At 61.7% G+C, this 21,873-nt stretch carries 21 protein-coding genes and 3 pseudogenes; 6 read left to right on the top strand and 18 right to left on the bottom strand.

Annotated features, from left to right (window positions below):
* Positions 1-451 precede the first annotated feature (451 nt).
* From AE618_RS21050 to AE618_RS21040, 3 genes are read right to left on the bottom strand one after another with little or no spacing between them, the layout of a single operon-like run.
* Entirely contained in the window at positions 452-1,381 is a 930-nt protein-coding gene (locus AE618_RS21050; protein WP_054211050.1) for a plasmid partitioning protein RepB C-terminal domain-containing protein, read from the bottom strand.
* Positions 1,378-2,280 (bottom strand): plasmid partitioning protein RepB C-terminal domain-containing protein, encoded by a 903-nt coding sequence (locus AE618_RS21045; RefSeq protein WP_054211049.1) that lies wholly within the window; start codon positions 2,278-2,280, stop codon positions 1,378-1,380. Before AE618_RS21045 ends, AE618_RS21050 begins: the two co-directional genes overlap by 4 nt.
* Positions 2,277-3,845, bottom strand: a complete 1,569-nt coding sequence (locus AE618_RS21040; RefSeq protein ID WP_054211048.1) for a recombinase family protein — start codon at positions 3,843-3,845, stop codon at positions 2,277-2,279. Before AE618_RS21040 ends, AE618_RS21045 begins: the two co-directional genes overlap by 4 nt.
* Before the next feature lie 74 nt (positions 3,846-3,919).
* Here AE618_RS21040 and AE618_RS21035 point away from each other — a divergent pair, with 74 nt between their 5' ends.
* The gene (locus AE618_RS21035; protein WP_054211047.1) at positions 3,920-4,297 is read left to right on the top strand and encodes a hypothetical protein; all 378 of its coding nucleotides are present in this window, start codon (positions 3,920-3,922) and stop codon (positions 4,295-4,297) included.
* 237 nt (positions 4,298-4,534) lie between these two features.
* Here the strand turns inward: AE618_RS21035 and AE618_RS28575 are convergent.
* From AE618_RS28575 to AE618_RS21000, 8 genes and pseudogenes are all read right to left on the bottom strand, one after another.
* Positions 4,535-4,690, bottom strand: a pseudogene (locus AE618_RS28575) (ATP-binding protein); the annotation flags it as partial.
* A 57-nt stretch (positions 4,691-4,747) separates the two neighbouring features.
* Positions 4,748-5,554, bottom strand: coding sequence for a nucleotidyl transferase AbiEii/AbiGii toxin family protein (locus AE618_RS21030; RefSeq protein ID WP_349236442.1), 807 nt, complete (start codon positions 5,552-5,554; stop codon positions 4,748-4,750).
* On the bottom strand, positions 5,511-5,783 hold the full coding sequence (locus AE618_RS29170; protein ID WP_349236441.1) for a nucleotidyl transferase AbiEii/AbiGii toxin family protein: 273 nt from the start codon (positions 5,781-5,783) through the stop codon (positions 5,511-5,513). Before AE618_RS29170 ends, AE618_RS21030 begins: the two co-directional genes overlap by 44 nt.
* The gene (locus AE618_RS21025; RefSeq protein ID WP_248310965.1) at positions 5,776-6,405 is read right to left on the bottom strand and encodes a DUF6088 family protein; all 630 of its coding nucleotides are present in this window, start codon (positions 6,403-6,405) and stop codon (positions 5,776-5,778) included. The genes AE618_RS29170 and AE618_RS21025 overlap by 8 nt, the downstream gene beginning before the upstream one ends.
* A 334-nt stretch (positions 6,406-6,739) precedes the next feature.
* The gene (locus AE618_RS21020) at positions 6,740-7,081 is read right to left on the bottom strand and encodes a DUF6527 family protein (protein ID WP_054211045.1); all 342 of its coding nucleotides are present in this window, start codon (positions 7,079-7,081) and stop codon (positions 6,740-6,742) included.
* A complete protein-coding gene (locus AE618_RS21015; protein ID WP_082365444.1) occupies positions 7,078-8,493 on the bottom strand; it encodes a ThiF family adenylyltransferase in 1,416 nt (471 codons plus the stop codon). The genes AE618_RS21020 and AE618_RS21015 overlap by 4 nt, the downstream gene beginning before the upstream one ends.
* Positions 8,478-8,891 carry an E2/UBC family protein gene (locus AE618_RS21005; protein ID WP_054211042.1) on the bottom strand — a complete coding sequence of 138 codons (414 nt, stop codon included), beginning with the start codon at positions 8,889-8,891 and terminating at the stop codon, positions 8,478-8,480. The genes AE618_RS21015 and AE618_RS21005 overlap by 16 nt, the downstream gene beginning before the upstream one ends.
* 4 nt (positions 8,892-8,895) lie before the next feature.
* Complete coding sequence (locus tag AE618_RS21000) at positions 8,896-9,249, bottom strand: multiubiquitin domain-containing protein (RefSeq protein ID WP_197280849.1); 354 nt, start codon at positions 9,247-9,249, stop codon at positions 8,896-8,898.
* Between the two features lie 149 nt (positions 9,250-9,398).
* Here AE618_RS21000 and AE618_RS20995 point away from each other — a divergent pair, with 149 nt between their 5' ends.
* The 4 genes from AE618_RS20995 (at position 9,399) to AE618_RS20980 (ending at position 11,706) form a co-directional block, all read left to right on the top strand.
* On the top strand, positions 9,399-9,794 hold the full coding sequence (locus tag AE618_RS20995) for a helix-turn-helix domain-containing protein (RefSeq protein WP_082365442.1): 396 nt from the start codon (positions 9,399-9,401) through the stop codon (positions 9,792-9,794).
* Positions 9,781-10,707: an ImmA/IrrE family metallo-endopeptidase gene (locus tag AE618_RS20990; RefSeq protein WP_054211040.1), complete on the top strand. Its 927-nt coding sequence runs from the start codon at positions 9,781-9,783 to the stop codon at positions 10,705-10,707. The genes AE618_RS20995 and AE618_RS20990 overlap by 14 nt, the downstream gene beginning before the upstream one ends.
* A gap of 257 nt (positions 10,708-10,964) precedes the next feature.
* Positions 10,965-11,141 (top strand): hypothetical protein, encoded by a 177-nt coding sequence (locus tag AE618_RS20985; protein ID WP_197280848.1) that lies wholly within the window; start codon positions 10,965-10,967, stop codon positions 11,139-11,141.
* Positions 11,142-11,187: 46 nt separating this feature from the next.
* The gene (locus AE618_RS20980; RefSeq protein WP_054211038.1) at positions 11,188-11,706 is read left to right on the top strand and encodes a hypothetical protein; all 519 of its coding nucleotides are present in this window, start codon (positions 11,188-11,190) and stop codon (positions 11,704-11,706) included.
* Positions 11,707-11,714: 8 nt separating this feature from the next.
* Here AE618_RS20980 and AE618_RS28870 read toward each other — a convergent pair whose 3' ends face one another.
* The 7 genes and pseudogenes from AE618_RS28870 to AE618_RS20950 form a co-directional block, all read right to left on the bottom strand.
* The gene (locus AE618_RS28870) at positions 11,715-12,116 is read right to left on the bottom strand and encodes a hypothetical protein (protein ID WP_248310964.1); all 402 of its coding nucleotides are present in this window, start codon (positions 12,114-12,116) and stop codon (positions 11,715-11,717) included.
* Positions 12,117-12,434: 318 nt separating this feature from the next.
* Entirely contained in the window at positions 12,435-15,938 is a 3,504-nt protein-coding gene (locus AE618_RS20970) for a DEAD/DEAH box helicase (RefSeq protein ID WP_054211037.1), read from the bottom strand.
* The gene (locus tag AE618_RS20965; RefSeq protein WP_054211036.1) at positions 15,925-16,707 is read right to left on the bottom strand and encodes a HamA C-terminal domain-containing protein; all 783 of its coding nucleotides are present in this window, start codon (positions 16,705-16,707) and stop codon (positions 15,925-15,927) included. Before AE618_RS20965 ends, AE618_RS20970 begins: the two co-directional genes overlap by 14 nt.
* Positions 16,708-16,871: 164 nt before the next feature.
* A pseudogene (locus AE618_RS29285) lies at positions 16,872-17,051 on the bottom strand (phospholipase effector Tle1 domain-containing protein); the annotation flags it as partial.
* Complete coding sequence (locus AE618_RS20960; protein WP_054211035.1) at positions 17,048-18,334, bottom strand: hypothetical protein; 1,287 nt, start codon at positions 18,332-18,334, stop codon at positions 17,048-17,050. The pseudogene AE618_RS29285 and the gene AE618_RS20960, both read right to left, overlap by 4 nt.
* Positions 18,331-20,064, bottom strand: coding sequence for a hypothetical protein (locus AE618_RS20955; RefSeq protein ID WP_054211034.1), 1,734 nt, complete (start codon positions 20,062-20,064; stop codon positions 18,331-18,333). The genes AE618_RS20960 and AE618_RS20955 overlap by 4 nt, the downstream gene beginning before the upstream one ends.
* Positions 20,065-20,290: 226 nt before the next feature.
* The gene (locus tag AE618_RS20950; RefSeq protein WP_054211033.1) at positions 20,291-21,493 is read right to left on the bottom strand and encodes an RHE_PE00001 family protein; all 1,203 of its coding nucleotides are present in this window, start codon (positions 21,491-21,493) and stop codon (positions 20,291-20,293) included.
* A 215-nt stretch (positions 21,494-21,708) separates the two neighbouring features.
* Here AE618_RS20950 and AE618_RS28865 point away from each other — a divergent pair.
* Positions 21,709-21,873: pseudogene (locus AE618_RS28865) on the top strand (integrase); the annotation flags it as partial.

Below are 21,873 nucleotides of genomic sequence, written 5' to 3'. Positions count from 1 at the left end.
CTTCGCGAGATTCATCTTCGCGCGCGGCGGGATCCGCGCCACCTCTGCCGAAACCTTGTCCGGTGCAGGAATTCGCCCGTCAGACCATCGGCCCGCGTGCGGGCTGCCCGTCGCTGCGCAGCGTAGTAGGCGCCAAATTCGTCGAGCTGTGCGAGTTCATGGGCATCGGCTTTCCATCGTCCGCCGGATAGCGCGCCGCCGCTACACCCCGCGTCAGGGATGGACGCCCGCATGGGTGAAGACCCGCAGGGGCTTCAGCTTCGCCGACAGCCCGGCCCGCAGGAAGACGCCTTAAGCCCATCAAACTGGGAGAACAGCTGTCTCATCCTGCTTTGAAACTGAACCAATTTGTCAATCTTGGTTTGACATCAGGGCCAAATCGAGAAGCGGTTCTCACAAATATTTTTAATAACGATGATGTGCATAGAACATTGAAGCTGAAGCAACTCCTTCAAGCAATCTCGCCAGATTTTGTGGGAGATTTGGCCTGAACCAGCGTGGATGTCGCCTCAGCGATCGCCTCGAACTCCTGGAGGAACGACGGCCGATGCTGCGTCAGATACCGCACCACGCGCGCGTTCCCAAGGAGCCTGGCAACGTAGGCCTTGACGACCGTGAGCTGAAGGTGCTCGCGGCCGTAGGTATCCTGGATAGAGGTGATTGCTTCTTGCAGCTTGGCAAGTTCCCGCTCCATGCGGGCCATCGCCTCTGGCGTCACGCCCTTGATCTTCTTCGCCTTGTCTCCGGCAACGAGCTGGGTCTGAGGCGTTCCCGCCAGGATGGCGGAGACATAGCTGACCGAGTAATTGTTGGCGTTGACGAGCAGCTCCGCAGCCTCGATCTGGCGAAGCGGCCGCATCTTTTTCAAGATCTCGAAGACGGCCATGGGGCACTGCTTGTCCTTCAGCAGCGACACCGCCTCGGCGCAGATCCCTTGAAGCAGGTTCGTGCGCCGCCGCAGGCTGGACAGGTTGATACTGAGGGCCTTGGCAAGCTTCTGCTCCGGTACGCCGCGGGCGATGGCGCGCACGACCATGTTGTGCTCCTGCACGGCCGAGAGCTTGCTGATGCGCTTGTTGTAGGTGAAGGCCTCGTCATCGGTGGAGACCAGGCACTCGACCTCCGAGACGCCCATGTCTTTCAAGATCTCGATGCGGATGTGGCCGTCGAGGATCAGGTAGAGCCCGTCGCCGGTCCGGCAGACCACCGGCGGCTCGACCAGGCCTACCTCGTGGATGGAGGCCGCGATCTGCTGGTACTTGGTACTCGCCTTCACGTTGTGCCGGAGGGCCTTGACCGGCAGGAGGGACGCGGCAGGAAGCCGGACGCACTCGTTCTCGAAGCCTTGGACGAGATTGAAGGCGATCGCTCCCGCGCTCATTGCATCGTTCTCGCGTGCGCCAGGCGGTCGGCCAGCTCGCGCGGCATGTCGGCGAGCCCCTCCGCCCTGAGAAGATTTACGAAGTTCTCGTCATCGCCGAGGGACCGCATCGCCTCCACGATGAACAGGAGCCGCGTCTGCGTGATGTCGGCCTTTTTGACCAGCAGGCGCTGACGGTCCGCCTCCTGCCGGTAGACGCGGATCAGCGCCTCCGTCGACGTCGGCTTCCTCGGCGGCAGCGCGCGCCCATACGGCGTCTCCCCCATCTTGGGTCCCATCCGCCGGCGTTGGTCCAGCATCCGGCGCAGCTTGAACAGCTTGCCGCCCGTGATCTTTCCCTCGGTGTAGGCTTGGGCAAGCAGATCCTGCAGCCCGCTGTCGTCGGCGCGCGAGATCTCCACGGCGACGCTGATCGGGATCGTGCCGTTCTCGACCGCGACGAGAAGGCGCTGCTCGCCCTTCGCCAAGAGGCTCGATATCATGTTAACCCACTCGTAGCTGACGCCGATCTTGGCCGCGATCTGGTGGTCGGTGTAGCCGCGCTTCGCCATCCCGCGGACGTCCTCCAGGAGGTCGATCGCCCGGTGCTGCCTTCTCGCGCAATTCTCGACGAGGCTCATGACAAGGCAGTCCGTCTCGGGTGCGTCGATGACGATCGCGGGAATGTGGGTCTGCCCGAGCTTGGCGCAGGCCTCGAGACGGCCCTGGCCGCAGACGAGGCCGTAAGCTGGCAGGCCGTCCTCGCCCATGGCGCGGTTGACGGTGACGGGGCGCTTCAGCCCGACCCGGCGGATGCTCTCGACCATCTCCTCGAAGTTGCGCTTGTTGCGCACCCTCGGGTTCAACACCGTGATCCGGTCGATCTGGATCATCTCGATGTTCTTCGCGTCTTCGCTCATGCCGCCTCCATGATGCTGGCGCGCGCCGACAGCGCGTAGAGGAAGTCGAGGCTCTCGAACCGGTAGCCGTCGAGCGAGAGCCCGTTGCTCTCGGCGAGTCGCAGGCGAGGCTCCGTCATGTCGATCCACGGCAGCAGGTAGTAATCGCGCGTCGCGCGGTTGCCCTGGGCCATGCGGACCGCGACCGTGATGTCGGGGACGAGGTCCGCGTCGAAGCGGATCTTCCAGCGCGGATGCCCGGCCGGCGTCTCGACGCAGCGCGCGATCACGACCGAGGCCGTGAACTCGCCGTTGACGGCCAGCAGGTCGGTCTCCCCGTCGATGGCGACCCTGCCGCCGGCCGCGCGGATCCCGGCGACGACTTCGGCGACGACCTCTGGGTGCCGGCGGCGCAGCTCGCGATTGTCCTCGATATAGCGATAGTCGCGGTCGGGCCTGTAGCCGACAAGCTCGTAGGCGCGCAGCAGACTGCCAAAGCGGGTGACGAAGACGCTGCTGGACGGCATCGCCTCCCGCTCGTCGATGACCAGGCTCGACAGGGCGCCGACCTCAGAGAGAAGTTCGCGCAGCAGCGCGAGGAGCTCGCCGTCGCTCAGCTTGCGCGAGCGCTCCTCGATGATCGCCAGCGCAGCCGCTTGCATCTGCATCTCGACGATGGGCGTGAACGCGCCTGGCGCCCGGACCCATTGCCCGGGCGCGTTGACCACGCGCCTCTGCTTCAGCCGGAAGGAAACCCGATTGAAGACGTTGTCGCCGACGTATTTCGGGTTCGTCAGGACCTCGTGCACCGTCGCCCTGTTCCAGGGCCTGCCAAGGTCGGTGACGACACCCTCGGCGTTCAGGACGTCGGCGATCCCACGCTCGCTGAGCCCCTCGACCACGAACATCCGGTAAATTCGCCGGACGGCCTCGACCTCATCCGGCGGGCCCGGGACGAGGATGACCCGATCGGTCTGCAGGCTCTTGCGGTCGCCGAGCGCTAACTCGAACTTCCGGTTGCCGCGTTCGTCCAACAGCATCCGGCGCAGGCCGAAGCCGGCCATGCCGCCTTGCCGGAAGCCCTTCACGATCAGGCGGGACTGACCGGCATGGACCTTGTCGGACAGCTCGCGGCTGTACTCCCCGGCCATCATGCGCTTCATGGACTTGACGACGTTCGAGATCGTGCTGCCGTCGTTCTCGAACTGCTCGGCGCAATAGTGAACCCTGACGCCCGCCCGAGCGCAGAGGTACTCGTAGAACGCCGCCTCGTCTGCGTTCTGGAACCGCCCCCAGCGGCTGACGTCGTAGGCGATGACGACCTCGAAGTCGGCCCGACCGGACTGGATGTCGACCATCAGCCTCTGGTGGCCGGGGCGGTTATCGGCCCTAAGGCCGCTCTTGCCGGCATCCTCATAGGTCCGCACGACCTCGAAGCCGCGACGCTCCGCATAGGCCCTGATCGCCGCAAGCTGGTTCTCGGGGGAGAACTCCTGGAGGTCGGTCGACATGCGGACGTAGGCCACGGCGCGCACCCGCCCCTGGAGCCTGCCGCCTGCGACGCCATCACCGACCCGATCCCCCATCAGACCTCAACCACCTCCGACGCACACTCGGCCGCCCGCAAGCGGCGGGCGCATTCAACGGGCGGGAGGTCGGAATGTCTTTTCCCGAGACGGGCAAGGTTTTTCCAAATGGCAGAGCAAGCGACGAGAAGTTCGCCAAGCTCGTCGCGAACGTGCTGTGCCGGGCACTCGGCGAGAGGTCATCCGCCATCAAGGTGGTGGCACGCTGGACGGGCGCCGGAGAGCGCACCGTCAAGAACTGGTTCGTCGCCAAGAACGCACCGTCGGGCGACCATTTCCTAGAGCTCGTCCGACACTGCCCGGACATGCTCGACGAGTTCCTCGCGGCGGCAGGGCAGAAGGAGCGGCTGGCCGGCGTCAGCGTGCGGGCGGCGCGCCTTGCCCTAGTCACCTCGATCCTGGCACTCGACAAGCTGATGGACAGCGAGGACGGCGAAGCCAGCTTACGCTGAAGCGGCCTCAGCCAGAATGCCCGCGTCACGCGCTCTCCTAAATGCGCCAGCCGTTTCCCGCGCACTTGGCATCGTAAAGGCCCTATCGGCAGCCTCCGTGAGGGGCACGGGCTGTCCTTGGCTTCGCTCTCCGATGCGGATACCGATGAAGCCGGCCGGAGATTCCGATCTGAAGCAGGCCACTCTTGGCGTCATTCGCATGGGTCTACGGGATGCTGTTTTGCGGTTGGGCGGAGGTCAAGCTGCTGGCTGAGCAATGGTGCTTTGTTTGGTCTTTCGCAGGCTCTCGCCCTTGAGGTCGATGCGGTAGGCGTTGTGAACAAGCCGGTCGAGGATGGCGGCGGCGATGTTGGGATGCCTCGTTACATCGCCGAGAGGTGCCCAGCGATCTATGCATGCGAGCGCGCGTCGCATTGGACAAACCCGTTTCATCCAAGGCCGTCAAATGGCTCACCGGTTGATCGCGTCTTCCAGCCTTTGAATTCGCGCGAGAATCTCCTCGAACGCGAGCGGCTGGTCGTCGAACATCATGGGCGCCATGTCGCGATAGTCAGCGCGCAGATCCTTTTGTCTCGCCACTGAGGGCACCAGTTTCAGGGTGCCGGGTCGGGCGGTGTCGTAGTTTGCCCAACCTGATCGGAAGAAGACCGCCTTGTGCTTGACCACCTGCTCGAGGAGTTCGAAATCTGTGGCCGCAGCCTGCCCATCATCGGTTTCAAGGAGCATCGCGACGTCGTAATAGTGACGCGAGAAATATTGCGGCGTCGCGTTGTCAGTCGGCCGATGATACTCGGCGTGCAGCGCCGTCGCCTTCTCCCAGAATGTCCGCCGCGCAGAAAGCACGGTCACGGTGCAGGCTGGGCTCTCGAAGAAGTCCGGAAACTCGTCGGCAGCGTATGGATGGATGCTACGCTGTTCGGTAGGCCATGGGTCACCGCGAGCACCGAATTCGAGCTTCACCCTCGGCGTGATGTAGGCCATGCCGGCATAGTCGCTTTCTGTGAGCGCGGTCGGATAGTGAAAGTTGACCGTTTGTCGATCGTTGCCGTCGATCTCCAGCGTCCAGCCGCTGGCCCCCGATTCTCCGAGGTGTTCGGCGATGGCTTTATGCAGCGCCGGCATGAGCGTTTCAGCAATATGCCTCTCGACGTCACCCATCAGCGCTTCGATGAGCTTTCCCGCAGCCTTCCCGCTCAAGCCTTCCTGTTCCGGATCACGTTCGCCCTTGTAGCCGAGATCCGCCCGATCGAAAGACAAGTCGATCTTCGGAGAAGCGGCGAATTGCGCCAAATGCCTTGGACAGGGACGTTCCGCCCTTGAACACAAGCGTTGGAGCGCCTTCTTCCCGCCGCTCGAACAGCCGCTTCAGAGTCCAGCAAACCCAGAAGTCCTTTTCGATGATCGTGTTCGCAACACCAAGCGATGCTCCGGTCTGGCCGAACAAGGCGGCGCGATCGGAGCGCTTTGAGACGGCGACCTTATCCATCGATCGCCCCGGACGCAGCCTGGGCGATCGACACCAGTGTCGGCCTCATCCAGGCCGGGGCCTGAACAGCGCTATTGCCAAGCATCTTCTTATCGCCGAGCGACAATTTATGGGATGCCACTTGCATGATATCCGCCGCTCCGACGGGTCCCAGATGCCGCAAGGCCTGAACGACCGTCCCTGCCGGACTGCCCGGCGCGATCAGGTGTTTGGGCGAAGCATGGCGCAGATCGATAACGCGCTTTCCGAGGACGACGCGCCTCGACGGTCCATCGGTGAGATAGGTGCTTTTGGCTGGAACCTGGGTAGAAAGTCCCAACGCATTCGCCGCCCGTGCTCCGGCGATCTGCACCTGGGATCCAGTCTCGCGGGCCAAGGCTTGCGCCACATCATCGGGAGCCGGCGACAATGCGCCGAGCTTTGCGTGCATCTTGGGGAAATCGTAAAGGCCCCGGACGAGGCGTCGCATTTTGCCGCCTTTCACCATGCGCGACAGGGCCTGATCGACCGCAGCACGTCCGGCGACATCAAGAAAATCACTGGGCGTGAAGACGCTCCCGCGCCCACTGGCACGGGCGCGCTTCATAATCCGATCCGAGACTGACAGGGCGACGGTTTTCATGTGTCAGAAAATAGCGTGTATTTTTCTGACAATCAAGACCATTCGACGGGCAGCGCCATTGAATGGCTGACGCCGACCCGGATCTTCGCGTATCGATTGTGGCTGGATGGATTGTCCAGTCGGGAATGAAAAGGACGGTGGTGACCCGGCCCATCCAACTTGACCGCAGTCGACAACCACGATCGCTGAGGGCTTACAGGCAGGATGCGATATGAAATCGCTGACCGTCCACCAGGTGGGTAAAGTCAGCTTCGACACGACGGAATTCGATGTGTCGCGCAATCGCTACCAAAAGCGAGACGTCGATTTCTGATTTTATGGCGGTTGAACGTGCCTAACACCACTTCACCCGGCCGCGCCGGAACCAGAAATGGGACTTGCAGTCTTTTTTACGCCAGACGGAAGGGTGCAAGCTCGCCGTGCCGTCGCCATGCTGCGTTACCCGCCAGCATGGCCTTTCATCGGTCAGCAGATTCATCTGCAACGTCGCCTTGCAACCGCACGGGCAAATCATGGCCGCCTGCTCTTCGAACCCATCTTCCTGGACGACGTAGAGCGTTCGGCGCTTGAGCGTCTTGGGCAACGCGTCCTGTACGAGGACGGTGGCATACGGTGGAACCAGCCAATCGTAGGCGCGCTGATACGCTCTCTGAAAAAATTTGCGCAGCCAGTTCATGCGCTGCGCCTTTCCGCGAGTTCCATCAAACCAAGCAGCGGCCTCGTGTCGCCATGGCCAACCTTGCCGCCAAGAATGTCGCAAATCCCTTCATCGGGATCGTAGATCAGCTCCATGCTCGCCATGCTGAACGTAACGGCAGCATAGGCGCCGTTGGGCTGCTCGCGGAAAGGATGCAGACGGGCAAGCAGCTCATTCACCGCGAGCGCGGAAGCGTACATGTTGACGCTGATCACCGCAGGGCGGTGCCCGACCACGCCGCGAATGTATCCATCCTCAACCTGTCGGTCATGGGCGGCGGGATCATTGCGGCGCAGCCCAGCGGCAGCGACATCCTTCATCGAGAAAAGTTCGCGGCTGACCAGGCTGGAGCGCCCAGGTCGAAGATAATTCACCGTGCCGCAAACTTCGCGTATGCGCGCAGCGCCGTGCGGGTTCGGAACAGCGTCGAGCCGGACGCCGATGTCGAAATAGGGGATGCAGTAATAGGAGGCGATGGCGTTGAGCAGATAGCGGCCATCGACCGTATCCATGCAGCCGAAAATGACATCGCACTGAGCGACCTGCCGGATGGTTTCGGCATCCCACAGATTCCTGGCCACGCGTATGAAGCGGGTGCCGAGCCCCATGCGTTCGACAGCATCGCCAATCACATCGACCTTGGCACGTCCCAGAGCTGCATCCGCCATCGTGGAATTGATGATGCGATTGACGTTGCGGTCTTCGATATGGTCGTCGTCAACGGCGACGATTTCACCCGCGCCAAGGCGGACAAGCTGCTCGATGGTGGGGCTACCGGTGCCGGATGCGCCGATTACCGCGAAGGACAATCGCCCAAAACGTTCGATCGTGCCTTTGTCGAAAGCCTGGGCATGCGACGCAACGAAGCTGGGGAGCGCCTTGCTGCCTGCGTCCGCATACCAGAAATGAAGGTCATCCGCCGCGACGCTGATGCAGTCGATCGGAACAAGCTCTTTCGCGGCATTCAGGAAGCGGCCGAACATCTGACCGCAGGGCAGCATGACGACGCTGCCGTGCGGGACATCCGCTTCAACCCAGCCGCGGATCATGGGCAACAGCTGCTGATCGCTTTTGTCGTCAGTCATTGAGAAGGCAGCAAGGCCGCCGGGGTGGCTATGGACCTTTACGACAGAAAGACCTTCAGCCGCAGCGCGATCCAGAATTGGCGCGATGTAATCGGTGGACCATGTGACGCGGACAGGGGAACGCACCTCGCAGTCTTCGTAAGGCACGCCATGGATTTCGCGCACGATCAGACGATGACGTCGATCACCATCGCGGCGTGTGCAGAGCAGGAAAGCGACGGCCTCGTTGCCGTCGCCCGGAAACAGAAAGCTTTTCAGGTGTTCGTGCTGATCACCTGACATGGCCAGCGTCACAGGGAGGGGCATTTTTCAAACTCCCTGTCCAACCAATCCTCGATCAGAATGACATGCGTGCCGATATGATCGCGGCCGATCTTCCAGGGGTTTTCCCCCGTCCGGTGCCGCGACCAGCGCTGATAGTTTTTGCCATCAAGCGACTGGAGCACTTCGGTGGCGCCGATCGGCTTGCCATCGCTGCGCGTCAGGAAGGGCGAGAAATACACCATGTCTAGTCCGGTATTGGGATAGCCGGTTTCGATGCGGATCGCCGCCGTTGCTGTCGCGTGATTGTAGCCGCGCGGCATCGGGAAATCGTGGATGAGAACCCATTGGGACCCATCCACGATCGTTTCCCAAGGCAACCCGAATTCCTCGAGGAATTCGTGATCCATCGGCAGCAGGTCGAACTGGCGGCGAAGCGTCATGGACTTAGCCCTCCGTCTGATCGCGCGGCAGCGCCTTGAACTTTTCGACGCCCGCGCCGCGGAGATCGACCCTTTCGTCGAGACCGACCTTCTTCGGCTTTTCGCCGGCCATCTTGACCCGCAGCGTGTAGTTTTCCGCCGGGAGCAGGCCTGCAAGTGTCAGGATCGCGCGGCCGGTCGGCTTGGGCTCGTTCACGACGAACGGGTCGCCGTTGACACGGATGCGATAGCCCTTGGAAAGCGGCGGCCGCTTGCCCGCCTTGGCGTATTCTTCCAAGTCCACGATACCGTCGTAGATCTCTTCAACGCCGGGGTCGGCGCCCTTCTCGTCAAAATTGTCAGTCATGGGATGCTCCATTGATACGTCTTGGAGCACCAACGCCCCGCCACGACTCACCATGACATAGCGCGCTAAGAATATCAAGCAAATGAAATGCGCGCTTGATCGACTTAGCGTAGCGCGCTAGAATCGGAATAGAAACAACAGCTTGCAGGAGGGCAACCGCCATGCACACTCCCAACGACGACCGCGCAACGACCAAAAGGACCCTGGGCCAATATCTCGCTGGCATCCGCATGGACCGAAAAATGAGTCTGCGGGCCGTGGAGGAAGCCACCAACAAGCAGGTTTCGAACGCGTACCTGAGCCAGATCGAGAACGATAAAATTCAACAGCCATCGCCGAATATATTACACGCGCTTTCAGAGCTATATGCGATAAGCTTTGAGAATTTGATGGAGATGGCTGGCTATTTAATGGGAACGGCCGGGCGGTCTGACACTGAAAGGCATGGCCGCATCGCGACATTTGCTGAACATAACTTAACTGCAGACGAAGAAACTGAAATGCTGCAGTATCTTCAATTTATGAGAAACAGGAAAAAGCCGGGTGACAAAACCTGATGATAGTACGCTAACGCCGGCGGATCTTCGTATCGTCGAGGAACGCGCGCGACAGTTGATGGATCGCGCTGGCGGATGGAACACCTTTCCTGTGCCTCTCGAAGAGATTATGGCCGCCGCAAAAGTGAAGCTTGCGCCGACCAGCGCATTCGACCCGGTTGCGATCCTCGCCTATCTCAAGGGCAAGGCGACGGAAGTTGGCACGACGATCAAGTCGGCCATCGCCAAGGTGTTTGGCATCTACGATTCGGCCGAAAGCCTGATCCATATCGACGACCAGGTTGTTAAAGCAAAGCGGACGTTCCTGACGCTCCACGAAACGGCGCATCACGACCTACCGGTGCATCGCAAGATGTTCCGCTTTTTCCAGGATTGCGAAAAGACGCTGGCACCGGAGGTATCCGATCAGTTCGAGCGCGAAGCTAACAATTTTGCGCGCTTCATTCTGTTCAAGGGCAACACATACGCCAACCATGCCGCTGACGGCGCCTTCAGCCTAAAGACGCCGATCAAGCTGGCACCGCATTTTGGTGCATCGATCTATGCTGCCGCTAGAGAGTTCGCCCGCACCAACCACCGCGCCTGCGCCGTCTATGTCCTGGAACCGATCGAGTATGTTGCTGGTGCTGGTGCCCGGGCGATGGTTCGTCGCATCGAGCCTTCCCCCTCCTTCGTGACGCAGTTTGGAAGGCCCACATGCGCCGCGGTGACGCCAGATCACTTTCTGGGGCCAATCCTGCCGATCGGACGTAAAATGACGCGCCCCACCGGCTTCTCCCTAACGGACAAGAATGGCAACGCACATGAATGCGTCGGCGAAGCCTTCGACACGACGCACAATGTCATCATTCTGCTCTATCCGTTGAAGGCGCTCCAAAAGTCGATTGTCGTCCTTCCAGCGAATGCGAGTTGAACAATCGAACGTTTCCTTGAGCCGCTGTTTCTGACCGAAAAGGGAATTCGTTTGATCGGCGTGACGCTGCCGTCTTTCGAAGAGGATCCGCAGGACGAGCCGGACCAGCTTGGCCTGATGATCTAGACGACATATCGGCCCGCCGAACCTGGGTCCGAGATGAGCGCCCGGTTGAGCGAGGACCCGCAAGGGCTTCAGCCTTGCCAAGGTGACCGTGACCAGCAAGCACATTCATACGCTTGGCCCCCGCCGTTATCATGGCCGCCGACGCCCTCTCCGGCTATATTCAAGGGCTGCTCGACGGGATCGAGATCAAGCAGACGGCGTACGCTTTGGATCGCGAATCCCGGAGAGGGGCGCTCAATCGTTGCCTGACCAAAGCAGTCGGGCAGCAGTCGAACGAAGTGGAAGAGGAGTCCCGCCTGGCCGCATGAGGTCTATGACGAGCCGGTCGCGTATCGAACAAATCGGATCGGTCATATGGCCTTCAAAACGGTAGAAAGTGTTCTGCAACCTGACCCGCGCTTCGCCGATCTCTATGCCGTTGAGAACGGTGCAGCCCGCCGAATGACGCTCGCGGACCACCATGGGGCGCTAGCAAGCGTCGGCCTCACAGGCGCCGCGCCGGCGGACGTGGTGGCGGCCTTCGATCGTGCTCGAAATACCATCATCTACGCCTTCTTCGACTACGATCTTTTCGTGGTCGGCGAAGTGCAGGTATTCGGCGCGTTCGAGCTGGCGCTGAAACATCGGCTCTACGGCCCTGGCGGCGCCGCTCGCGGCACACTGCGCAATCTCGTCGAAAAAGCGAGGAAGGCTGGCGTCCTACCTGCGCTCGTGCCCGGTCCCACTATGGTCTCCGACCCTATCGAGGCCCTGATAGCGCTGCGAAATGGACTGTCCCACGGCACGACTGATATCCACTCGCCGGGAATGGCACTGGAAGTCGTGGCTGCGTGCGCTTCGTGGATCGATCACGTATTTCCGTCGACGCCCTGAACGGAAAACTACGCCGATCGAACGCCCTCGCCTTGAACGGCTCGCACAAACTCATCGCGAGTGAGCGCGCAGAGGGCAAACTCGCCGCGCTTCAAGGGGTCTCCAAGGCGGGACATAGTGCCAGAACCGGCGAGGTAGAAGATGCACGGACCCGCATTGAAGAAGACGTGGGCGGCGGCGCGCTTCCACTTCTCAACGAACTGCTTGTTCGGCCCCATCCACCGCATAATCGCGAATTCCCTTCTGTCCAGATTGACGACGCGGGATTTGAAATCGAGCGACATGCCGAAATAGGTCGCTAGGAACGACCTCTCGCTGTGGATGTGAACCAGCCAGAACATCCGATGTCCGCGTCGATAGAATGCCTCGCGCGCATTACGCTCGTCCTCGCTGATCGAGGAGTGCTGCACTCCAGCACGGTCGCCTTAGGGGTGCCGCTACCGACCAGGACATCGGCACGATGAAGTTCGCCGGTCGTGGGATCGCGCAACGCTATCTCACGGCACGACATGTCAAAGAGTTCCTTCCAGCCGAGATGCCAGGGTCCCTCGGGCTCGCTCCAGGGGCCGCAGTCGCCCGCTTTGTGCCGCCAGTGGCGCGTGTTCTCGACGGGCATGACGGCGGTCAGCAGGCCGCCACAGTCCCGACACGTCGTGCGCTCTCCCTTCTCAGCAGGAGCGCGCTTCTGATCGCCTACCCAAGCATAGAGCATAGGCTACAGCCTCCTTCTACGCGTCGGCCGTCGGCCAATCCAGTTTCCCGCGGCCGACACGTGAGGCCTCCACCAGCCTCGTGTTGCCTGGTAACCGGCCTGAAAATAGGCTGGGCTTGGGATCAACCGCCGGCTTTTTGAAAGCGGCGACACGCTGGTAGTCGGGCGTCACCAGCCAGGTCCGCCCATCACCTTCGTCGGTTACGACCCGATAGAGGCCGGCAGGCGGGGCGGCGGCAATGTCTAGCAGGCGCTTATAGTGTTCGACTGACCATTTCTGGATGCCGCCGCTGAGAGCTTCGGTCCGGAACCGCGCCCACAGTGCAGCGGTCTCGGGCGTCGGCCAGTCGCCGGCGTCCGTGGAGGCAGTGATCTCGTCGGATTCGAGCCAGGCCCGCATCTCTGCCGGCGTGACGAAGACCGGCTTGGCATCCTCGATCGCAGCCATGGCCGCCCGCCGTGACGGAAGGCCCCCGCGGATCAGCATCGACATCATGAATTGCGGGACGCCGGTTTCGACTGCCGCTGCAGCGCCGCCCGCCACCGTCTCCGGCGACCAACCGAGGGACATGCGACGGGTACGGACAGCCTCCAGCGCCCAGACCAAACGATAGGTAAAGGCTTTTTCGACGGCCCGCATGTTCTGCGGTCCGATCTTGGCGACATCCTCGCCAGACACCCAACTGCGTAGGATGGCCTTCCAATTCGCCGGCAGCGTGTTCGCCTTGTCGGGGATGAAAGGCCGCATGAACAGCAGGTGCTCGCCGAGGACGCCGAGAGCATCGCTGAGTTCGTCGACGTAGCCGCTCAACGCCGCCTTGTCAGCCCGGTCCAGGAGCGCGGCCAGCTCGTCGGCCATGGCGTCGATGGCGAGGCCAGCCTCAAGCCCGACGCCCATGGCAAAATGTCCCCGCCGCGCCTGAGCCGTCGTCGTCTTCCAGATGAGATCGGCGCGCGCCTCGAACACCTTCTTGTGGAGTGGGGCGATGTCTTCGTCTTCGCGGGCGATCTGGCGAGCCCAGAGCGAACCCTTGAGCGCCTCGTCCAAGAGCCTCGGCAAGTCGGCGCGATCGGAATCGAGCGCTTCGATCAGGCCGAACACGGTCGCATCGAGGCGCTCGACGATTTGCGAAAGCGGCTCCTCGTCGATGGCGTCTTCCTCGTCATCGGCCCCCTCATCATCGTCATCACCGTCGGCCTCGTACTCGACGCCGGCGGCGAGCCGCTCGGCGACCGCAGCTTCTTCCTCGGGCGATCTCCAGGCCTCACGGGCATTGGCGAGATATTCCCACGCATCATCGCGATCCAGGACGCCCTCGCGCGACAATCTGTCGAGGATCTCGGCGACGATCTGGATGAGACCGCTTTTCAGCGTGCGGGCCTTGGCGGAAGCGACCAACCTCTTCCATTCTCGTTTTCGCCAATCCAACTTGTCGAACATGACATGGACAATCAGCCCCTCGACGTCGACGAAAGCGCGCCCGGCGCGGCCAGCGACATTCGCGAACTCCTCGCCTTTGATCTTCTCGGAAGCTCGATATAGAGCGGGCACCAAAAGCACGGCAGCGTTGAGGTTGAGGCCCTGCGAGAGAGTCGGCGATGCGACGATGACCCTTAGGACGCCATCGGACAGAAGGGCTTCCAGCGCGCGTAAAAACGGGCTCGGCAGCCGACCATGGTGGATGGCGACGCCCTGTTTCAGACACGCGACGGCTGGATGGTCTTCTCCCAACCACTCCTTGCCGATCTCCAGAGCGCGGGCGATCGCTGCCTCGTCCTCCAGGAGCGAGTCGAGATAGCCACGTTTGCACAGGTCCACGACTTGTTTGCCGTAGCTCTCGACCCAATTCGCCTGGGTGGAGAAGATCAAGGTCCGTTTGCCTTGGCTCGCAAACTCCCATGCCGCGAACAGGGCAAGATGTGAGTTCTTGCGCGGATAGGGCTTCTTCTCTTTTCCCCTCGCTGGTTTCTCAACGACGAACTTGTCGAGGAAAGGACCGTTGTCGTCGAGGTCGAGGCGAAGCAGTGCGTCCTTCCCCCGCCAGGTGAGCGCACCGAACCGCTGGCGCGTCGGGCGCCAGTCGGAACGCACCGGCTCACCCGGTTCGTCGGAGCGAATCCAGGCGGTGAGATCGTCCAGCTCGTCGCCGCTCGGCAGGACGGCCGACAGACAGACGAGCCGGCGGTCCGCCGCATCGGCGCGCCGAAGCAAGCGCTGTACCAGGGTCTCGTAGCGGATTTCACGCTCGCTCGGGCCGATCATGTGGCCTTCATCCAGGACGATTAGCCCGACATCATCAATCAAAGACGGGTCGCTTCTCAGCGCGAAGTCGAGTTTCTCGGGGGTCGCGATGATGATCTCGCGGGAGCGCAGCGCGTCTTCATCACCGGCCGAAAGGCCGCTGGCACCGTAGAGCGAGGAGACGCTGAAGCCGAGTGGGGCGAAGGTCTTCCTAAAGGACCGCTCGGTCTGCGCCGACAAGGCGCGCAATGGCGTGACGATCAGCACTCGCCGCGCCGACGACAAGGTCATCAGCGCGGCAATCTCGGCGACCCGCGTCTTGCCGGCGCTGGTCGGAAGGGCAACGACCAGGTCGTCGGTGACGTCGGTGGAACGCTGGGCCGCTTCGCGCTGTGATGGCCATAGCTCCACCTCGGACGCCTTGCGGGCGTAGAGCGACGAGATGAACAGCCGTCGCAGGTCCGGGTATTTCTCCTCCGTCCCCTCGGGCGGCTCGGTCGGCAGGTTCTGGTGCAGCGAGTGCCGCCAGAGGTCGTTGATGAGATGACGGCATAGGTTCGATATCCACCACAGCGGGACATTCTCTGCGTGATCCGCCAGGCTGACCGCAGTGCCAAGCAACTCACGCGCCCTTTCGATCGGCTCGGCCTCGCCGGTCTCGAGACCGAAGTCAAAATGCGCCAAGGCCCGGCAGATCGTCGTGTTTAGGATAGTCGAGAGCACCTCGTCGACGTCGGGCTCGTCGCCCGTGAGCGCTGCGGCGATCTGCTCATCGCCGTGAGCTTCGTCCTCCAACCACTCGCGCGCAAAGCTGCGCAGCTGGCCGAGATCGCGCAGGATCAGGTGCCGGATCGCCGTTTCGCTCGGCGAAGCATTGAGGTCGTCCGCCGTCTCGTTGAAGAGCGAATAGGCGACAGCCGAGAAGCCGGCCAGGTGGTAGGCAGCGGCGGCGATGGTGCGGCGGAATCCGCGATCGGGCGACTGCGGGTCGCCGTTGCGCACCAGGGCTTCGAAGGCGTTGGCGGCGCGCTCGAACGCCTTGCTGGTCAGATCCGACGCACCGGCCTGAGCACGCAAGGCCATCGCGCCCCGAAGCAGGGCGAAGCCGTGCTCAGCGAGATCGGTTTCGATCGTCGCGCCAAGGGGCGGCGCATTCGCCGGCAACACACCTTCTTCGCGCATCAGCGACCAAGCGGCGCCACGATAAAGCAGGCGCCCAAGGATGCCGTCGACGGTCGCGGTCGCCAGGAACGCGGACAGCTCGTCAATCGTCTCCAAGATCTTCCGCCTCTTGGTACATGGCCGCGATGAAGTCCTGGTGGTCTTCGACGTGAATGTTCACGACGTAATGGTCCCGGTTGGTTCCTGTGGCGTCGAGATCCACCTTCAGAGAGGCATGGGGGCCGTTGCCCGACACGGTGAAAAGCATGTGGTCGATGCGATCGGCGAGAAGCGACTTCAGGCCCACTTGGTCACGGAGGCTGCGGCCCAGCGCGTTGTCGTCCGGGTCGCTGCTCTCCAAGAGGCGGTTGGCGACGAACAACAGGGAATCGGGCGTGCAGCGGCCATTGTCGCGGTTGAGCACCTTGCGGGCGCTGGTAACCGTGGCCTTGCCGAGCACCTTGTTGCTCTTGGCTTCGCCTTTCAGGAGCCAGAGCTTCTCGCCAGCCTCATCGTATCCGGCACCGATGAAGTCGTCACCGCGCATCGCCATGTTGCGCCCGTCCTTGTAGCGGAGACGGCGCACAGGGACACGAAGCCCGATCTCTTCCTCGACCAGCTCGGTCGCGAGAATCTCGCCGAGATCGCCGGATCGACCCCTGGGCGTCTGCGGCATCGCCTCGCTGAGAATCTTGGCAGCAACCTTGTATCCTAGCCGATCCACATCCTCGGCGATGCGTTCGAGCCGGTCATAATGCGAGCGGATAGTCTCAGAGAGGTCATCGCGAATCTCGTCGCGGCCGCCGTCCTTCTCGACATAGGTCCAATAGCGCTTGCGCTTGTCCTTTTTCCTGGTGACGTCACACCACTTTTTATACAGTTCCACGCCTTCCCCAACTCCCACAATCGTGCTGCATGGTTCGCCCGTTCGGCGATGTCTGCGCATCGCTCGATCAGCGTCTCAAACGGCTCAGTCCGTACCCGAAAGCCAGCCCGGCGAGCTTCGCATTTTGGCTCCAAGACCTGTGACAAATCCGGGAGGGCTTTTATGCCGACGCCAGGATGATAATAGATGATCTGCCGATATCGGTCCTTGCTCAGAATGCGGCAGAGTTTGGCGACTTTAGCTCGGTGCTCGCTAAATTGGTTTGAGGTTCCATCACAACAGACAACGAGATTTCGCCCACCGATAGACAGGTCGTTCAACGAATTGTCTGGTATTGCACTCATGACAAATCGAACGATGTCTCATGAAAAAGCTCGTTTTCTTTTAGACTCTGAGTCGTGAAGAGCGCGCTCTGACGGTCGAGTGCCTGCACCAGCGTTTGACGGGGAACCTCGGTGCGCCGTTCTTCGTTCCCGTGCTTATGAGCCATCGTCGACATCAACGTCTGGAGACGATCGGGACCATCTTCGTCAGATTTCTGATCGAACAAATCCCAAAGCGACTTCGGCGTCGCGTTTAGACTGCCATGATGGCCGACCTTATAAAGATCGACTTTCTTGAGTTTTTCCCGAACCGTCGCCTGGCTAAGCGCATAAGACCAGTTTTCGATCTGCGCATCGCCCGGAAAGAGAAGACTCTTCGGTCCACAGCGAAAGAGCAGTATCAGGCTCGTATTATTCAGCACATTGTCGAGGATGCGTACCAGCCGCAGCATCTGATCGGAGCGCAGACGCCGCGCCTGGCTGACGATCCAGCGTGCGTCGATCGGAAATTGCGCTCCCGACCGCTCCACCGTGAAGCCCGGGAAGAGTGGCGCAACCTTTTGCGCCCTGGTCGGTCCCAGGGAGGCAGCGGCGTGGGCCATCAGATGCCAGAATTCGTCCTGGTCACGGCTGCGTTGCTTGGTAATCGTTTCCGCTTGCTCGATCGATGGCGGCCCGAGGATGTCGACCTTGACGCCTGGCAGCAGGTCTTCGAGCGCGGTCTTGTCGCCGGCCTTGGCGTATTCCCGGGCGGCCGACATCGTCATCAGATTTTTGACGGCCTCGAGATTGGCGAGATTATTCTCGCCCGTGAAAGAGAGCTCCTGGCGCAGCGACGGCGACAGATAGCGGACGCGCTTGACCTCGCTCAATATCGCGCCGGCCGCCTGCTGCATGGCCGCGAGCGAGGAAACATGGTGGGCAGCGAGGGGGAAGCCAGGCGGCAACGGGCCTTTGGCATCGACGGCGAGCTTCGGATCTTCCGTCCACGGCTGCAAAACCAGCTCGGGTTTCAAGTCGGCGATCGTCTTTCCGGATGACGGTCGCAGCTTCTTTGTCGTGAAGCCGGAAATGTGATCCTTGTGGCGGTGGGTCGCAACGACCGCCAGCCTTTGGTCCTTTGTCCGCTCTGCAATGTTGTTGGCAATCAGGTCGAGCTGGTTTTTCGGAATGCCGTCGGGCAGTCCGGTCGAACCGAAATCGATCAAGACATGCCGTTTCTCAGTCGTGTATTCGAACGACAGCAGGAAGCAGTCGCCGAAACCCACCTGGTAAGAGGTGATGACTACGCGGCTTGGTCTCATCCAGCCCGCTCCTGCACACCGCTGCGGGCCAAATGCAGCGCGGAGAAATTGCCCGCCCTATCTTTCTTCTTGTCGAGAAAACCTTGCCTCCAGAGGTAAGCCAGTCGATCGCCCTGCCGCTTCTTATCGCCCCGATCCTTCAAGAGATGATTGGCGATCTGATATTTGAGCTGGCCATATTCGTCGAAGACCAGCGTGCCGCCCCCTAGCAGCCGCAGCGGCCGCCAAAATTCTATATCTTCTGGGACATCTACGTTGAAATCCTGGCGAAGCTCGCCCGCAGTGACCGTCAGGACCTGTACATATTCGGCGATCGTCTCGCGCAAAACGAAACCGTCAGGCGCGATGCGCACGCTTGGACGCACGGATTGCACCTCAATGTAACCAATGTCACCAATTTTCAGGGCTTTGCGGTTCTCCCAGACGAAGCGGAAAACCTCTTCGTTATCCCGTAGCATGGAATCGAAGTGCGTTCGGCTATAGATCATTTCGTCGTCGCAACGCAGCCAACTGCCATCCGAATCGGCACGCGCGCTGGGTTCGATACCGAAGTCCCTGAAATTCGAAAGCAACGCGTCGCGGTAGCCATAACGGTCGTCAGGAACGACTTCCCGGTCGACCGTCAAAAGAGCGGATAGATAATCGGAGAAGGAAAGATCGACGGGAGGGCAGTAATCGATCGCACGAATGGCCATGGTAAGCAGATGGTCTGCCGCCCGCGCACCTTCGTCGATAACCAACGACCGATCCTTCTTGCCATCGACGATGGTCCCGATACGGCTGAGACGACTGACCCAGATATCGAGGAATGATCGCAACATGCCCGCAACGAGCAGTTCCCCGCGATTGTGCACCTCCTGAAACTCTGGATCGTTCATATAGTCCTTGCCCGGCGGCAGCATGATTGAATGGCGAAGCGCGCCGCCGCGCACACCACTCATTTCCTCCCCCATTTCGTCCGCCAAGCGGAAAAGGACCGAACTGGCCAGTTTGTCCTTTTCGAGCAGGGACTGATCAATCAAAGCTGCGCCCGTAGCTCCATCAAGTGCAGCTCCGACGACATCTGGAAGCGCGAAAACAGATAGCAGTGCGACGACGTCAGCGAGACCTTCATGAAAGGCGCCCTGGTCCGGAGACGAGGGTTCGAGGTACCGAGAGCGTAGACCATCCAGGATCGCGTGCGTCGTCTCGTGGGCTATTACATCGTGCGACAAACAGGAGAAAACTGTGCGCGTGTGGCCCTGCTGGTCGGGAAAGCTCTCGAAATAGCCGAAAAACAGCGAACGGTCGTCGCGCGAGTAAAATGCGTTTGGTTCGGCGAAGGCATGCGGGAGAATGTTGAGCTGGTGCCCCTCGCACCCCCATTGCACGCGGCGACCGAGGGCGAACTCGAAGCGCGCCAGAATTCGCATGGCAATGGCGTACACATTCTGAGCGTGAAATCGCGGATCTGTGAGGAGCGTTTCGTCCGGCGCATCCTGGAAGGGGTCGTGATATTCCCCGTCCAACCCCGATGGCAGATCCGCCGCCTGATATAAAGCGTTGGCCGTCACGTCATAGTCAACGACCGCCACCCTGTAGCCTCGTGGACCCGACAAGAGTTCCTCGGCTGGGACGTCGATCGACGCGATAACGATCCGGCCGCCAATTTTGACGGAAGGATCCTGGGCAATGATTGACAGCTTGCGCGTGCTACGAAGGCTGTGGCGCGTTCCCTTCACATTGCGCATGCATCCCCCCAACGCGCCGCTGAAACAGGATGGCGGCAACCTCGGCAGAATGCAACTATATGGCGAGACCTCTCGAGCACTTTCATCAGCTTGAAACGTGCCAGGGCGCCCAGGGACGAGAGATTACTTTGCAGCGAATGTGACGCACCACTTGTGGAGCACAACATGGGGTCGCACATATTCAATCGGCGCGCTTTTGGTGCAATGGAGCGCCCCCTGGCACCGTCTAGACAATCCCCCACGCCCGATAGCGCTTCCGGCCGGTGAGCTCACGCGGCAGGCTGCCGCCGAGTTCTTTCAGCATGGCCTCGACCGCCTGCGGCGTGACGTTCAGGCGCGCCGCCGCCAATTGCACCGTCACCAATGGCGAGGCGACGAACAGGTCGACGAGTTCGGCAAGCTTCGAATTCCCCCTCCTCCCTTCACACCTCCGAAGCATCACAGTCCGCGCCAAGGTCAATCGATCGAGATCCCCCTGACCAAACGCGGCCGCCTCGGCAAAAGCGCCAAGCAGCCCCGCGATCCGGAGGCTGAGCGCTTGGTGCGGGCTCCACCGGAACTTCCCCCGCCTCAGCCCGACCCCAGCCACCGGCAAATGCGCCGCCGCCAGCCCGCGCTGCCGCAACACGGTCGCGGCGAGCGCGAAGCCGAGTTCGCCGGCGCGTTCCGACGGCTCGAGCCAAAGCCAGGCATCGAGCGCGAGCGCGGCCGCGAGCGCAGCCGGCAGCCCCTTGCCCTCCTCCAAGATTTGGTGCCAGCGCGCGAACCGCCCGGCGGCGTCATAGGCGGGATCGCGCAGGGCTAGGTTTTTGCGGCCCGCGTCGGAGGACAAATCGTTCCAGGCGTCGAGCTTTTTTCGCGTCCGCGCCAGCAGCGCGTCGATGTTTGCGAAGGCTGGATCGGCGTCGTCGTCCTCGTTCTCCAGGTCCAAGTCATCCTCGCCGGCCTGGTCCTGCTCGTCGTCGTCACGATCGATCCGGTCCCAGGGTGCAGTGACCCCTTTCGCGGTCCCCGACACAGTCGTCGCTCTGTCCGGCCGATCTGGGTCGGGGGATTCTTCAATGCAGAGCCGCAGTCGCAGGGCACTCTCGCTCAAAACCTCGGCCGGCTCGCGTCGGGCCAGGCGCCGTCGTTCGTCGAGCATGGCGGCGGCCCGGGCGATCTCGCGCGTCGGGCTGCGCACATCCATGCCGGCATCGTGCAGGACGAGATCCTCGAGCGGGCACAGGCCCCCGGCGAGCCCGATCAGGGCCTGGGCCTCAAAGGCGTGGCCGCGCTGACGCGCCCCCTCGGCCAGCATCGGCTCGGCGCGGGCCAGCCGCTCGTCGCAGCGCGCAAGCGCGATCGCCGCGGTCTCGGCGGCTGCGGCGCAGTCGCAAACCAGGGCTTGGCGCTCCGCGCGCTTAAGGTCGTAATGATCTGAATTCACATTTAAAAAATATCATACCCAAGCCAAATAGCCATTGGTTTGTTTCACACCGGCATCATTTTAAACGCATCCATCACTATCGATAAGAATGTATTATCGATAGTGATGGACAGCGGCCCGGAAATCGGCGATTCTGGCGCTCCGGAACGTCGCCGGCGACGTCCGCCGGGCCTCCGATCGACGAAATCGGCCCTCTCGACCGTCCAGGAGCCGCCATGGCCTCGACATCCCTGCTCTCGGCCGAGACCGAAATGCGACGCGCCCTACAGCTCGACGCGCTTGCCGGCATCCTGCCGATGGAGCGCCGCGACAAGCTCGCCACCATCCTGACCGACGACGACGTCGCGACGCTTCGCCACCTGGCCAAGGAAGGCATGGGT

Source organism: Allobosea vaviloviae (genome assembly GCF_001298265.1).
In the GTDB taxonomy this organism is placed as follows: domain Bacteria; phylum Pseudomonadota; class Alphaproteobacteria; order Rhizobiales; family Beijerinckiaceae; genus Allobosea; species Allobosea vaviloviae_B.
This window is presented reverse-complemented; position numbering and strand designations above follow the sequence as displayed.